Origin of the sequence: Bacillus sp. FSL K6-0972 (assembly GCF_037976035.1) — a bacterium.
GTDB classification, from domain to species: domain Bacteria; phylum Bacillota; class Bacilli; order Bacillales; family Bacillaceae; genus Bacillus; species Bacillus haynesii.
Map to the genome: position 1 here is coordinate 1,607,474 of NZ_CP150260.1, position 13,821 is coordinate 1,621,294.

Below are 13,821 nucleotides of genomic sequence, written 5' to 3' on the forward strand. Positions count from 1 at the left end.
GAGTGAAGGTCCTTTTAGGCAATCGACTTTCTGCGCATCATGCCATTCAGCTGTTTTTTTAATTTTTTCCGCAGACGGCGAAGCATACGGATTCCTCCTTTCTCTGACTTGTCTGAGTAACTTCCGTATCTCTTTAGTTCTATTATATGATGAATCTGTCTATTGTTACATGGATATTATTGGCATGTTGATTTTGTTTTGATTTTGGAGTGAAAAGGTTTTCTCGCGTACACAGTTTTTGTATGATGGTACAGGAGAACCATCAATCATACTAGCTAAGGGAGAAGGATTCACTGCCATGGATAAAAAGCTGATTTTCTTTGATATTGACGGAACGATTTATGATCATGATAAACGTATTCCCGCCACCGCGAAACAGGCCGTCTCCGATTTGAAAGCGCACGGCCATCATGTTTTCATCGCATCAGGCCGGGCGCCGTTTATGGTCAGGCCTGTTCTTGAAGAACTGGGCATCAATTCTTTTGTCTCTTATAACGGACAATATGTCGTTTTTGAAGGAGAGGTCATTTATAAAAATCCGATTGCCGAGCAGTCACTGGAAGCGCTGCTTGCGCATTCAGACAGCTGCGGCCACCCCCTCGTGTTCATGGGGGAAGAGGGGATGCGCACGACAACTGCCGGCCATCCGTTCGTCCATGAAGGGATCGGCAGCTTAAAAGTCAATCCGCCGGAAGAGGATCGCGCTTATTTTAAAGGCAGGGACATTTTCCAGGTCCTCTTGTTCTGTACGCAAGACGAGGAAGAGCGGTACAGTCGGTTTAAGGAGTTTGATCTTGTCCGCTGGCACGAGCGCTCTACAGATGTGCTGCCTTCCGGCGGTTCGAAAGCGGAAGGAATTAAAAAAGTCATTGAAAAGCTTCCGTTCGACAGAGAGGATACTTACGCGTTCGGCGACGGTCTGAACGACCTGCAGATGATCGAATTTGCGGGAACCGGAGTGGCGATGGGCAACGCTGTGCCCGAGCTGAAAAAAATAGCCGACTTTGTCACAAAGCCCGTCGATGAAGACGGCATTCAATACGCGGTAGAAGCGCTCGGACTTTTGAGATCATAAAAAAACGGATCAAACATGATCCGTTTTTTTTATGACATTACCTGCCGACAGGTGTTGCATTTTCAGGTTGTTTCAGCGGGTTTTCTTTGTCGATATGGTCGTAAAACATAATGCCGTTTAAATGATCAATTTCATGCTGGAATACGATTGCCGGATATCCTTTTAAGCGGATGTCGATGTTTTCGCCTTCAAGTGTCGTACCTTTGACTCGGACCCGTTCATAGCGCGGAACATATCCGGGAATCGGTTCGTCGACAGACAGGCAGCCCTCGCCGCTTGTCAAGTAGCATTTTTGCACAGAGTGGCTGACGATCTTCGGATTGAAAAGCGCATAGCTGTATAGTGTCCCGTCTTCACTTTCGGCATGAACGGCGATCATTCGTTTATTGATATTAATTTGCGGAGCGGCTAGACCGACACCGGGACGAAGGTTGTATTTTTTAGCGATTTCAGGGTCCTGGCTGTTTTTGACAAACTCGATCATTTCGCTCAGCTGTTTGATTTCTTCTTCGCTTGCTGGCAATTGAACTTCTTCGGCGACGGTTCTCAAAGCGGGGTGGCCGTCGCGGACAATGTTTTCCATTGTGATCAACATCTTCACTCCCAACGATTCATTATGTAAAGTATAGCGGATCTTGCTCTTTTCGCGCAATCTCTGTGCACGATAAAATGACCAGCCTAAAGGAGGCTGGTCATGACGGATTCATCGGGGCTAGCAGCCTAAATAAGCGGCCCCTACAATAATCAGCAAAATAAAGAGAACGACGATCAAAGCGAATGTGCGGCCGTAGCCGTATCCATGGCCGCCGCCGTACCCGTATCCAGGGCAGCAATAACCGTACATATGAAGACCTCCTCCGTTATTTTACGCACAGCCTTTTCTTTTTGGTAGGCATGGCGTCTAATATAAATTATGTAAAAGTCCAAAGGTTGTATAGTCGAATGCCCAACTTCAAGGAATTTTCCCTAAATGTTTTGGTCTAAAAGCGAAGGCGAGGGCATACCGATCTGATATCGGCTTGTCCATATGCTCTAGACTTCTGTTGTCAAACAAACGAATTCATTTTATAGTGGAATTTGTCGAGATTGGGGGAAATTCAGAGTGAAATTTTCAAACATGCGGGTGCCCGCAGGCATCGTCGTTTTTTGCACGGCTGCATTTGTATTAACGGGCTGTCTCTGGAAGGATCCTGTCGAGTCGTTTCACGGCTCGTTGGAGAAGATCGTGGAATTGGAAGAGCCTTTTAAACAAGAGCAGGGTTCTCTTAAAAGTCTGGAAAAAGCCGAATCAAAGCTTTACGAGGAGATGATCAGGCTCAATATGGACGATTTTGACCGGATCGCTGCGCTCTCCGATAAAGCGCTGAAGACAGCCGGCAAACGCGAGGAGCACTTGAATGCTGAGAAAGAAAGCATAGACGAGGCAAAGCGGGAGTTTGAAGCAAATAAAGCGTCGGCAGAAAAAATCGATGATCAGAAGGTCAGGAAGAAGGCTGAGAACGCTGCGTCTTATATGGAAAAGCGCTACAAAGCATACGACTCTCTTTATGACGCCTATCAGAACGCGATCGGCCTTGACAAAGAGCTGTACAAGCTGCTCAAAAATAAAGGTCTTGAACTGGATGACCTTGAGGCGCAGCTGAAAAAAATCAATCAATCGTATGACAAAGTGCTGAAAGAAAGCAAGCATTTCAATGAGTATACAAAGGACTACAACAAAGCCAGAAAAGATTTTTACAAGGCTGCGGGGGTTGAGATGAAAGAGGGCTGAATGTTCAGCCCTCTTTTTTTCGACAGAATCTGTATTGCTATTGTAATACAGATTGTCATCTATACTAGAACAGTTTGTAACAGTCTGGACAACGCTGAAACAGAAATCCGGTAAAGCGAATACATTTATTGAATTTCAGGAATGAAATCGATTGACGAGCATGATCGACTGGTGTAAACTTAGCCTTGGTGGAACTTGTTGTATTAGTTTGTCATAAACTATAAATGATACAGTTTTAGAACGCGTTGTGCTGTCCTTACATAAAAGTTTCGACAACCATCAAAGCGGCTAATAAGAAATAAATATGAGTTGCGCCCGTCAATTTAGGACACCCTAATTCTGTATGTATAAGGGATACACGTCTATGACTGTCAAAAGAAAGGAAGAGGTGACTTTAATATGGCTGCAAAAACGAAAAAAGCAATCGTTGATAGCAAAAAGCAATTCGATGCCATTAAAAAGCAGTTCGAAACGTTTCAAATTTTGAATGAAGAAGGCGAAGTCGTTAATGAAGCGGCAATGCCGGATCTATCTGATGATCAATTAAAAGAATTAATGCGCCGCATGGTGTATACACGCATTTTGGATCAGCGTTCTATTTCTTTGAACAGACAAGGCCGCCTTGGCTTCTACGCGCCGACTGCCGGTCAGGAAGCTTCTCAAATTGCTACGCATTTCGCGCTTGAAAAAGAAGACTTCGTTCTTCCGGGCTACCGTGATGTTCCGCAGTTGATCTGGCACGGACTTCCGCTTTATCAAGCATTCTTGTTCTCTCGCGGACACTTCCGCGGCAACCAAATGCCGGATGATGTTAATGCGCTTTCACCGCAAATTATTATCGGTGCGCAATACATCCAAACGGCTGGCGTTGCACTCGGCTTGAAAAAACGCGGCAAACAGGCTGTGGCGATCACTTATACTGGAGACGGCGGTGCTTCCCAAGGTGACTTCTACGAAGGAATCAACTTTGCCGGTGCGTATAAAGCTCCAGCTATTTTCGTTGTTCAAAACAACCGCTATGCGATTTCTACACCTGTTGAAAAGCAATCAGCAGCTCAAACAATCGCCCAAAAAGCTGCGGCTGCAGGTATCGTCGGCGTTCAAGTTGACGGCATGGATGCCCTTGCTGTATACGCTGCGACACGTGAAGCACGCGAGCGCGCTGTAAACGGCGAAGGCCCTACCCTGATCGAAACGCTTTGCTTCCGTTACGGTCCTCATACTATGGCCGGTGACGATCCGACAAAATACCGTACGAAAGAAATCGAGAATGAGTGGGAGCAGAAAGATCCGCTTGTCCGTTTCCGCAAGTTCTTGGAAAACAAAGGCCTTTGGTCTGAAGAAGAAGAAAACAAGGTAATTGAAGAAGCGAAAGAAGAAATCAAGCAGGCGATCAAAAAAGCTGACGAAGAGCCGAAGCAAAAAGTGACCGACCTGATCGACATCATGTATGAAGAGCTTCCTTACAACCTTGTAGAACAAAAGGAAATTTATAAAGAGAAGGAGTCGAAGTAAGCCATGGCGCAAATGACAATGATTCAAGCAATCACTGATGCGTTACGCACAGAACTGAAAAATGACGAAAATGTCTTAGTTTTCGGAGAAGACGTCGGTGTTAACGGCGGCGTGTTCCGTGCGACTGAAGGATTGCAAAAAGAGTTTGGTGAGGATCGCGTATTTGACACTCCTCTTGCTGAATCTGGTATCGGCGGCCTTGCACTCGGCTTAGGCTTACAAGGCTTCCGTCCTGTAATGGAAATTCAATTTTTCGGCTTTGTATACGAAGTGATGGACTCAGTTTCCGGACAAATGGCACGGATGCGCTACCGTTCCGGCGGCCGCTGGACTTCTCCAGTGACAATCCGTTCTCCGTTCGGCGGCGGTGTTCACACGCCTGAACTTCACGCGGACAGCTTGGAAGGACTCGTTGCACAGCAGCCTGGACTTAAAGTCGTCATTCCTTCAACTCCGTACGATGCTAAAGGACTTTTAATCTCTGCGATCCGCGATAATGATCCGGTTGTTTTCCTTGAGCACATGAAACTTTACCGTTCATTCCGTCAGGAAGTTCCTGAAGAGGAATACACAATTGAAATCGGCAAAGCCGATGTGAAACGCGAAGGAACAGACCTTTCCATCATCACATACGGAGCGATGGTTCACGAGTCATTAAAAGCGGCGGAAGAGCTTGAAAAAGAAGGCGTATCTGCTGAGGTTGTCGACCTTCGCACAGTCAGCCCGCTTGACATTGACACGATCATCGCATCTGTAGAAAAAACAGGCCGCGCGATCGTCGTTCAAGAGGCGCAAAAACAAGCTGGAGTGGCTGCAAACGTTGTTGCTGAAATCAACGACCGCGCGATTTTGAGCCTCGAAGCTCCAGTGCTTCGCGTCACTGCTCCTGATACTGTATTCGCATTCTCTCAAGCTGAAAGCGTATGGCTTCCAAACCATAAAGACGTGCTTGAAACTGCGAAAAAAGTATTGGAATTTTAATTAGATCTGAACAATTCAAAAGGGAAAAGCTGATATCAGCCTTTTTCCCTTCATGCATTTCCACAGTCAGTCGGAGAAACTGTAGCCGTATACTGACAGTCGGCCTCAAACAAGAGGCTGACCACTATATCAACTACGTAATAATCTTAGGAGGTCGAGAACTGTGGCATTTGAATTTAAACTTCCGGATATCGGGGAAGGAATCCACGAAGGCGAAATCGTGAAATGGTTCGTCAAGCCAAACGACGAGGTAAACGAAGACGACGTTTTGGCAGAGGTGCAAAACGATAAAGCAGTTGTAGAAATCCCTTCACCTGTTAAAGGAAAAGTATTAGAATTAAAAGTTGAAGAGGGAACAGTCGCAACCGTTGGGCAGACAATCATCACATTTGATGCACCAGGTTACGAAGATCTTCAATTCAAAGGCGACGAATCAGGTGAAGCGAAAGCGGAAGAAGCTGAAAAACAAGAAACTGATGCACCTGCAGAAGCAGCGAAAGCAAACGAGCAAGCGGATGCAGATCCGAATAAGCGCGTCATTGCAATGCCATCTGTACGCAAGTATGCCCGCGAAAAAGGCGTTGATATCGTGAATGTTTCAGGCTCCGGCAAAAACGGCCGCGTTCTGAAAGAGGATATCGACAGCTTCTTAAACGGAGGAACTGCCGGAGACGCTCAGGCTGCTCAAGCTGAAGAAAAAGCAGAGCCTGCTGCACAAAAACCTGCAGCGGCGGTTCAAGTGCCTGAAGGCGAATTCCCTGAAACACGCGAGAAAATGAGCGGAATCCGCAAAGCCATCGCAAAAGCTATGGTCAACTCAAAACATACCGCTCCACACGTTACACTAATGGACGAAGTCGATGTGACAAACCTTGTCGCTCACCGCAAGCAGTTTAAACAAGTTGCGGCTGATCAAGGAATTAAGCTGACTTACCTGCCTTACGTGGTAAAAGCTTTAACATCAGCTCTGAAAAAATATCCAGTACTGAATACATCAATTGACGACAATACAGATGAAATCATTCAGAAGCACTACTACAACATCGGTATTGCGGCAGACACTGAAAAAGGCCTGCTTGTGCCAGTCGTTAAAAATGCGGACCGCAAAGCTGTTTTTGAGATTTCAAACGAAATCAACGAGCTTGCGACAAAAGCACGCGAAGGCAAACTTGCTCCTGCTGAAATGAAAGGCGCTTCTTGCACAATTACGAATATCGGCTCTGCCGGCGGTCAATGGTTCACACCGGTTATCAACCATCCGGAAGTTGCGATCCTTGGAATCGGCCGCATCGCTGAGAAAGCTGTCGTTCGTGACGGCGAAATCGTCGCTGCACCTGTTCTGGCTCTTTCTCTAAGCTTTGACCACCGTATGATCGACGGCGCAACTGCACAAAACGCATTAAATCACATCAAGCGTTTGCTGAACGATCCACAATTAATTTTAATGGAGGCGTAATGTAATGGTAGTAGGAGATTTCCCTATTGAAACAGATACTCTTGTCATTGGTGCGGGACCTGGCGGCTATGTAGCTGCCATCCGCGCTGCTCAGCTTGGACAAAAAGTAACAATCGTTGAAAAAGGCAATCTTGGAGGCGTATGTCTGAATGTCGGATGTATCCCTTCAAAAGCGCTGATCAATGCAGGCCACCGCTATGAGAATGCGAAGCATTCTGAAGAGATGGGGATCACTGCTGAAAACGTAAAAGTTGACTTTACAAAAGTTCAAGAATGGAAAGCCTCTGTCGTTAATAAGCTTACCGGCGGTGTTGAAGGCCTTCTGAAAGGCAACAAAGTCGACATCGTAAAAGGCGAAGCGTACTTTGTAGACAGCAATTCTGTACGCGTGATGGATGAGAACTCAGCTCAGACTTACACGTTCAAAAATGCGATCATCGCAACAGGTTCTCGCCCTATCGAATTGCCAAACTTCAAATATAGCGACCGCGTACTGAATTCAACAGGCGCGCTTGCACTGAAAGAAATTCCTAAGAAGCTCGTTGTCATCGGCGGCGGCTACATCGGAACAGAGCTCGGTACTGCATATGCAAACTTCGGTACTGAAGTTGTCATTCTTGAAGGCGGAGAAGAAATCCTTCCAGGCTTTGAGAAGCAAATGAGCTCTCTTGTCAAACGCAACCTGAAGAAAAAAGGCAACGTCGAAATCCATACAAAAGCAATGGCTAAAGGCGTGGAAGAAAAAGCTGACGGCGTAACTGTTACGTTCGAAGTGAAAGGCGAAGAGCAAACGATCGATGCGGACTACGTACTTGTCACTGTCGGCCGCGTTGCAAACACGGACGAGCTCGGACTTGAACAAGTCGGCGTCGAAATGACGGACCGCGGCATCATCAAAACGGACAAACAATGCCGTACAAACATTCCGAACATCTATGCGATCGGTGACATCATCGAAGGTCCTCCGCTTGCACATAAAGCTTCTTATGAAGGTAAAATTGCTGCTGAAGCGATTGCCGGAGAAGCAGCGGAAATCGACTATCTCGGAATTCCTGCGGTCGTCTTCTCTGAGCCTGAACTTGCATCTGTGGGCTACACTGAAGCACAGGCTAAAGAAGAAGGTTTATCAGTGACTGCAGCCAAATTCCCGTTTGCAGCAAACGGACGTGCGCTGTCATTAAACGAAACTGACGGTTTCCTTAAACTTGTAACACGCAAAGAAGACGGCTTAGTCATCGGTGCACAAATCGCCGGAGCAAGCGCTTCTGACATGATTTCTGAGCTGAGCTTGGCAATCGAAGCAGGAATGACTGCTGAAGATATCGCAATGACAATCCATGCTCACCCTACATTGGGAGAAATCACAATGGAAGCTGCAGAAGTTGCCATCGGCATGCCGATTCACGTTGTAAAATAATTTAAAGAAAAACCCCCTGCAAAGGGGGTTTTTATGTTTTCTAGCCTTGCATGACTATTGCCCGAGATATTTGTGAAGCTAAAAATCCCCTTGCACATGTGCAGGGGATTTTTAATGCTTCAATTCCTTTTGAAGAAGCTTTACAATTTTATCTTTATCTTTTATTTTTCCTTCAATTTTAACTAGTACTTTCTTATCATTAACAAGCAGCAAGCTTGGAAAGATTTTAACCTCTTTTTTCCACTGGCCTTTATCATGTGAAATTTCCATATTTGAAACCTGTTCGGGAAATTCTTTTTTTAAATCCAAAAGCGCATCATAATAAGCCACTTCCTGCTCCATATGCTCGTCATCGGAAAAAAAGAGGAGCTTGAGGTGGCGTTGGTTGGCGCTTTGGTGATGCTGGTCAGGCATGATGTGAGATAAAGAACATCCACTCGTCAAAAAAAGGAAACAAATTGCGGCGGTGAATATTGCTCGAAACCACATGACGTCTCTTCACCTCTCTATATAATGCAAGCCGATTTTCCTGTTCGATTAGTAAACAATTCCTATTTTATCATGATAATTGAAATAATCTTTCGTTGTTACCCATTTGTTACACAATTGATAACTGCTGTTTTATTTATGAGATGTTGTAGGGTGAACGTATTTGCTAGGTACATAGTCGGGATCAGCGGGGAAGCGTTCTGCTTAAGCTTTAAGCAGGAATACATATATAACATGAATGGACTTTTTAAAAAAAGAGCAAAAATGATTTAAATGTGTTATACAATTTACCGTTGACAATATCAATGTGACATAATATTATAGAGGTAACAAATTTAAACGCTTCCATTTTGAAAAGAAAAGGGGAATGTAAGATGGGCACGATCGTTTGTCAAGACTGCAATGAAACCATTCAGCATTTTGAAGATGAAAAAGTGACGATTCTTTACGGAACGTGCGGACAGTGCAACTGCCATCTTAGAGAGGAAGAATAGAAAAAAGCATGCGGCTATTTAAGGGCCGCATGCTTTTATGTTTTTACAGGATGGCTTGCTGTTCTTTAATCACTCGGATCATATGGAGAGTGTCATCTTCCGGTCCCTGAACAGGCAGCCCTGCTTCCAGGTTCTTTTCAATGTAAGTGATATTATCCTCGGTAATGATCTCGCCTGGAATGAAGATCGGTATCCCTGGCGGATAAACCATAACAAATTCGGCAATGATTCTGCCAGCTGCTTTTTTGAAGGGGATGATTTCCGTGTTTGCATAAAAAGCGTCACGCGGTGTCATCGCAAGCGCCGGAATGTTTGGCAGAAGCACTTCAGGCTTGCGTCTGTTTTCCGCAGCTGAAGCGGCCTGTTGAGCGATGTCGGTTAAGCCTTTGACCAACGCATCCGCATCCTCTTTCCGGTCTCCCGGTGTAAAAATGCACAGGATGTTGTACAAGTCAGAAAGCTCCACTTCGATTTGGCATGACTCGCGCAGCCATTTTTCCACATCATGGCCGGTCAGGCCGAGATCTTTCACTGAAATGATCAATTTGGTCGGATCATAATCAAAAGCCGCTTTGGAGCCGAGAATTTCCCTTCCGACGCATGAAATACCATTGATATCATTGATGCGCTTCCTTGTTTCATCAGCGAGCTTAATCGTTTGTTCGATCAGTTCGTGTCCCTCTGTGGCTAAGCGTTTTCTTGCGACATCAAGTGAAGCGAGCAATAGATAGGAGGTCGATGTGGTCGTCAGCATGCTTAAAATCGATTGAACCCTTTCCTTTGAAACAAGACCTTCTTTCATATTGAGAATCGAGCTCTGGGTAAGGGAGCCTCCGAGCTTATGAACGCTCGTCGCCGCCATATCCGCTCCGGCCTGCATGGCCGAAAGAGGCAGATCTTCATGGAAGTGGATGTGAACGCCATGCGCTTCGTCAACAAGCACAGGGACATGAAATGAATGAGCCAGTTCCACGATGCTTCTTAAGTCAGCAGCTATGCCGAAATAAGTCGGGTTGATAACGAGGAGCCCTTTTGCGTCAGGATGCTCAAGCAGCGCTTTTTTCGCTGATTCAGGGGTGATTCCGTGTGAAATCCCCAGCTCATCGTCGATTTCCGGATGGATGAAGATCGGGATTGCGCCTGAGAAGACGATCGCTGACATCACCGATTTATGAACATTTCTCGGAACGATGATTTTGTCTCCAGGGCCGCATACGGCCATGACCATCGTCATGATGGCGCCGCTCGTTCCTTGGACGGAAAAAAACGTGTAGTCGGCTCCGAATGCTTCAGCCGCCAGATCCTGCGCCTGTTTGATAATTCCTTTCGGTGCGTGCAGATCGTCGAGAGGTTCGATATTGATTAAATCTATGCTTAATGCGTTTTCTCCGATAAACTCCCTGAATTCAGGGTCCATCCCAGAGCCTTTTTTGTGCCCCGGTATATGGAACTGGATCGGGTTTTTGCCGGCGTGTTTTTTTAATCCGGTATATAGGGGTGTTTCGTGCTGCAACAATTGTTTTCCCACCTTCATGATAAACCTGCTATTTCTTTAAAGACTATTCTTTATCAAAAATCGTTGAGTTATTTTGCGTTTTTGCTTGATGGCATAAAACAAATGAATTATATTATGTTCTTGAAAGAATGTAAAGATCATTTTATCATCTTTCCTGTAAGGGCTTCTAGGTCCCTTTGGATAGTCGCAAAAAAGAAAACCAATACTATAGCTAAACAAGCCGTCAGGCCGAACTGCACAAGGAGATGAACCAAATGGAAGAAGGGTACCAATATCCGATGAATGAAGACTGGAGCACAGAGGAAGCGATAGACGTCATATCGTTTTTTCAGACGGTTGAGCTCGCTTACGAAAAAGGCGTAGAACGCGACGTGCTGATGAGTGCTTACCGCCGCTTTAAAGAAATCGTTCCGGGAAAAGCGGAGGAAAAAAAGCTGTGCAGCCAGTTTGAAGAGGCGAGCGATTACTCTCCGTATCAGGCAGTCAAAAAAGCAAAGGAACAAACGGAAGATACGAAAATTAAAATGTAATGAGAAAATCCAAAACAAAAGGGGATGGCACAACAGGCCATCCCTTTTTGATTAAACCGATACTTTCTGCGTCAGGCGGTAAAGGAAGGCGAGCTTTTCAAAAGCCGCTTCGATTTCGGATAGAAACGCCTCTTCGCTCATTTGCAGCACTTCGTCTTTTGAAAGCTGAATACCGCAAAGCGCTTCTGCTTTTTTCACATTGACGAGCCGTTCAAACAGGTTTTCCAGATCTTTATCGTTCATCTCAGACTGTCTCTTGGCATCAGGTTTTGTATGATCGGCCGACCAGAAAAAGCGACTAGGAATGTTGCCCTCAATGTCCTGCAGATGCTTCTTAAACAGCTGGCCGTATTCCTGCTTGAGAGGAGACTCATAGATCAATGCAAACCATACGAAAACATGGGTTTCCCATAAACCAATTTGGAAATGAGGCAGCTTTTTATAGCCGCGCTTATTGTTTGCGAAAGCAACCCAGCTGTCGTTCGGCGGATTGACTGAGCGGCGCGCGTGCTTTGCGACGTGGACAAACATTTCGTCTCCTGTCAAAGCGGACAGAACAGGCGCAAAATGATCGCCGAGCCCTTGAAGTTTCGGGCGCACTGTTTCTTTCAGAACGCTCATCCGCGCATCTAAACCTTCTATTGTAAATGTACGAAAATCTTCTTCAGTAAAACGCAGACTGCTCATTGTTTTCCTCCTTGTCCAATCAGTAAAGATATTGTATCACAGTCGGCTTTTCAAACAAAAAATTACGTTTCGTCTTGCGGATTTTGGGGAATCGTTAGGTAAACACACAATTTTTAGAATAACGTTGCGAATGCTTGAGCACTTCATACGATATGAATAAGAAATTAATATAAATCACGCTTAGGACTATAACCAGAAGGATTCTTTTTGAAATCAACTTTCTCTGGAGGGGGCGTAGGGCACATGAAACCAATTGTAAAACAAGGATTGAAAGAGGAAAAAGACAATCGGGCCGCTGTTTGGAGGCTTGAGGTCGATTATGAACTTGCAACGCTTTTTGAAGCCATGGAAAAAAAGGATGAAACCCAAATCGAGTTGAGCAAGCGCAAACTGGAACGACTCAGAAAAGAATGGATCAGATTACATGGTTGAAACCATAATAAAAACGAACCGTTTGAGAGGTTCGTTTTTATCTGGGCTGCCTGATCATTTGTCATTTTTCTTGATTTTTCCCGGTTAATATCAGTATGCTATGAATAAATCAACAGGTATACATAGAAAAGAGGTAGTGTGATGACAAACTGGAAGGAAATCGACCGTCTGGCGAAAAGCTGGGTGAAAGAAGCTGGTCAGAGAATTAAGCAATCAATGAAAGAAAAGATGACGATTGAAACGAAATCGAATCCAAATGACCTTGTTACAAACATTGACAAGGAAACAGAGCGTTTTTTCATTGAGAAAATCCAATCGGTTTTTCCGGATCATCATATTCTTGGCGAAGAAGGCCAAGGGGACAAGCTCACATCTTTGGACGGCATCGTTTGGATCATCGATCCGATCGATGGTACGATGAACTTTATTCATCAAAAACGCAATTTTGCGATTTCAATCGGCATTTTTGAAAACGGTAAAGGCAAAATCGGCTTGATTTATGATGTGACTCATGATGAGCTTTATCATGCTTTTCAAGGCGAAGGTGCTTACATGAACGATACAAAGCTCGGCAAGATGAAAGAAGTGCCACTTGAAGAATCGATTCTGGCCATCAATGCGACATGGATCACCGAGAACAGACGGATCGATCCAAACGTATTATCCCCGCTTGTCAAGCGTGTCAGAGGGACCCGTTCATACGGTTCAGCGGCTTTGGAACTTGCTTATGTAGCGGCCGGCAGAATGGATGTGTATGTGACGATGAGGCTGGCTCCTTGGGATTACGCAGCCGGTTGCATCCTGCTTGACGAGGTCGGCGGAACATATACGACCATTGACGGGAAGCCGCTCAATTTTCTTGAAAACCACAGCATCGTAGCCGGCAATCCGGCAGCTCACCGGGCGATTTTCGACGAATATTTGCCGCATGAATAGCAGGTCTTTCTCTTCTTCTGATCTCGCCTTTTTTGAGGAGCTGGCCGAAGCGAGCCCGGGATGGGCGAAGGAAGAGCTTGACGGAATCAGCCTGGAACGGTATATGAATGCTTATGCGATGTATAACGGTGAATGGCTCGTGTGGGAAGACAGGGGCCTGCCGGCGGCTCTCAGCTTTCATCTCGAATGGGCGCCTTCTAATGGCAAGCCTTGGCTTGGAACCCTTCTTGTCCATCCCGATTTCCGCAAAAAAGGCCGGGCAAAAGAAGTGATGAAAACGATCGGAAAACGCTTGAGAGAAAAGGGGCATAAAGCGTTGTTTGCGGCAGTGCCTTATGAAAAGGACGAGTGGCTGAACATGCTTGCCCGTTCAGGATTTGAACAGCTGAAGACGGAAAAAGATGAAGAGGGAAAACGATATTTGATTATGGTTTTGCCCCTTGCTTGATGCGGCAATGAGACTTGTTTGACAACAGGTCTCATTTTTTTATGATTTTATGAAACAATATGCAGCGTCGTTTG

16 protein-coding genes are annotated in these 13,821 nt (G+C 45.5%); 11 read left to right on the forward strand and 5 right to left on the reverse strand.

The genetic code is table 11. The annotated features are described in order from the left end of the window. Nucleotides 1–298 precede the first annotated feature (298 nt). Nucleotides 299–1,075 carry a Cof-type HAD-IIB family hydrolase gene (locus tag MKX80_RS08190; protein ID WP_154999117.1) on the forward strand — a complete coding sequence of 259 codons (777 nt, stop codon included), beginning with the start codon at nt 299–301 and terminating at the stop codon, nt 1,073–1,075. A gap of 37 nt (nt 1,076–1,112) precedes the next feature. Here MKX80_RS08190 and def read toward each other — a convergent pair whose 3' ends face one another. Both def and MKX80_RS08200 read right to left on the reverse strand, forming a co-directional pair. Beyond that, the gene (def, locus tag MKX80_RS08195; protein ID WP_154999121.1) at nt 1,113–1,667 is read right to left on the reverse strand and encodes a peptide deformylase; all 555 of its coding nucleotides are present in this window, start codon (nt 1,665–1,667) and stop codon (nt 1,113–1,115) included. 120 nt (nt 1,668–1,787) lie between these two features. Then, entirely contained in the window at nt 1,788–1,919 is a 132-nt protein-coding gene (locus tag MKX80_RS08200; RefSeq protein ID WP_043928431.1) for a YjcZ family sporulation protein, read from the reverse strand. Between the two features lie 258 nt (nt 1,920–2,177). Between MKX80_RS08200 and MKX80_RS08205 the strand changes: the two genes are divergently transcribed. The 5 genes from MKX80_RS08205 (at nt 2,178) to lpdA (ending at nt 8,215) form a co-directional block, all read left to right on the forward strand. Then, a complete protein-coding gene (locus MKX80_RS08205) occupies nt 2,178–2,846 on the forward strand; it encodes a YkyA family protein (RefSeq protein ID WP_154999118.1) in 669 nt (222 codons plus the stop codon). Between the two features lie 399 nt (nt 2,847–3,245). Next, a complete protein-coding gene (gene pdhA / locus MKX80_RS08210; protein ID WP_003181403.1) occupies nt 3,246–4,361 on the forward strand; it encodes a pyruvate dehydrogenase (acetyl-transferring) E1 component subunit alpha in 1,116 nt (371 codons plus the stop codon). Between the two features lie 3 nt (nt 4,362–4,364). Further along, on the forward strand, nt 4,365–5,342 hold the full coding sequence (gene pdhB, locus MKX80_RS08215) for a pyruvate dehydrogenase complex E1 component subunit beta (protein ID WP_020451245.1): 978 nt from the start codon (nt 4,365–4,367) through the stop codon (nt 5,340–5,342). Between the two features lie 163 nt (nt 5,343–5,505). Continuing rightward, nucleotides 5,506–6,798 (forward strand): dihydrolipoamide acetyltransferase family protein, encoded by a 1,293-nt coding sequence (locus tag MKX80_RS08220; protein ID WP_154999119.1) that lies wholly within the window; start codon nt 5,506–5,508, stop codon nt 6,796–6,798. Between the two features lie 4 nt (nt 6,799–6,802). Further along, nucleotides 6,803–8,215 carry a dihydrolipoyl dehydrogenase gene (gene lpdA / locus MKX80_RS08225; protein ID WP_003181410.1) on the forward strand — a complete coding sequence of 471 codons (1,413 nt, stop codon included), beginning with the start codon at nt 6,803–6,805 and terminating at the stop codon, nt 8,213–8,215. A 111-nt stretch (nt 8,216–8,326) separates the two neighbouring features. Here lpdA and MKX80_RS08230 read toward each other — a convergent pair whose 3' ends face one another. After that, nucleotides 8,327–8,557, reverse strand: a complete 231-nt coding sequence (locus tag MKX80_RS08230) for a hypothetical protein (RefSeq protein ID WP_234112978.1) — start codon at nt 8,555–8,557, stop codon at nt 8,327–8,329. Between the two features lie 521 nt (nt 8,558–9,078). On the opposite strand from MKX80_RS08230, the gene MKX80_RS08235 reads away from it, so the two are divergent. Then, the gene (locus MKX80_RS08235) at nt 9,079–9,198 is read left to right on the forward strand and encodes a GapA-binding peptide SR1P (RefSeq protein ID WP_020451249.1); all 120 of its coding nucleotides are present in this window, start codon (nt 9,079–9,081) and stop codon (nt 9,196–9,198) included. A 43-nt stretch (nt 9,199–9,241) separates the two neighbouring features. On the opposite strand, the gene MKX80_RS08240 is transcribed toward MKX80_RS08235, so the two are convergent. Further along, nucleotides 9,242–10,714: an aminotransferase class I/II-fold pyridoxal phosphate-dependent enzyme gene (locus tag MKX80_RS08240; RefSeq protein WP_216929462.1), complete on the reverse strand. Its 1,473-nt coding sequence runs from the start codon at nt 10,712–10,714 to the stop codon at nt 9,242–9,244. A gap of 254 nt (nt 10,715–10,968) precedes the next feature. Here MKX80_RS08240 and MKX80_RS08245 point away from each other — a divergent pair, with 254 nt between their 5' ends. Continuing rightward, nucleotides 10,969–11,244: a UPF0223 family protein gene (locus tag MKX80_RS08245; protein ID WP_043928437.1), complete on the forward strand. Its 276-nt coding sequence runs from the start codon at nt 10,969–10,971 to the stop codon at nt 11,242–11,244. A 51-nt stretch (nt 11,245–11,295) separates the two neighbouring features. Here the strand turns inward: MKX80_RS08245 and MKX80_RS08250 are convergent, their stop codons facing one another. Then, nucleotides 11,296–11,931, reverse strand: coding sequence for a DUF1054 domain-containing protein (locus tag MKX80_RS08250; protein ID WP_154996657.1), 636 nt, complete (start codon nt 11,929–11,931; stop codon nt 11,296–11,298). A 243-nt stretch (nt 11,932–12,174) separates the two neighbouring features. On the opposite strand from MKX80_RS08250, the gene MKX80_RS08255 reads away from it, so the two are divergent. The 3 genes from MKX80_RS08255 to MKX80_RS08265 all read left to right on the forward strand — a co-directional run bounded on the left by MKX80_RS08255 (nt 12,175) and on the right by MKX80_RS08265 (nt 13,747). Then, on the forward strand, nt 12,175–12,363 hold the full coding sequence (locus MKX80_RS08255; RefSeq protein ID WP_003181425.1) for a hypothetical protein: 189 nt from the start codon (nt 12,175–12,177) through the stop codon (nt 12,361–12,363). A gap of 141 nt (nt 12,364–12,504) precedes the next feature. Next, the gene (locus MKX80_RS08260) at nt 12,505–13,299 is read left to right on the forward strand and encodes an inositol monophosphatase family protein (protein ID WP_154996655.1); all 795 of its coding nucleotides are present in this window, start codon (nt 12,505–12,507) and stop codon (nt 13,297–13,299) included. Continuing rightward, entirely contained in the window at nt 13,292–13,747 is a 456-nt protein-coding gene (locus MKX80_RS08265; RefSeq protein WP_154996653.1) for a GNAT family N-acetyltransferase, read from the forward strand. Before MKX80_RS08260 ends, MKX80_RS08265 begins: the two co-directional genes overlap by 8 nt. The last annotated feature ends 74 nt before the right edge of the window (nt 13,748–13,821 follow it).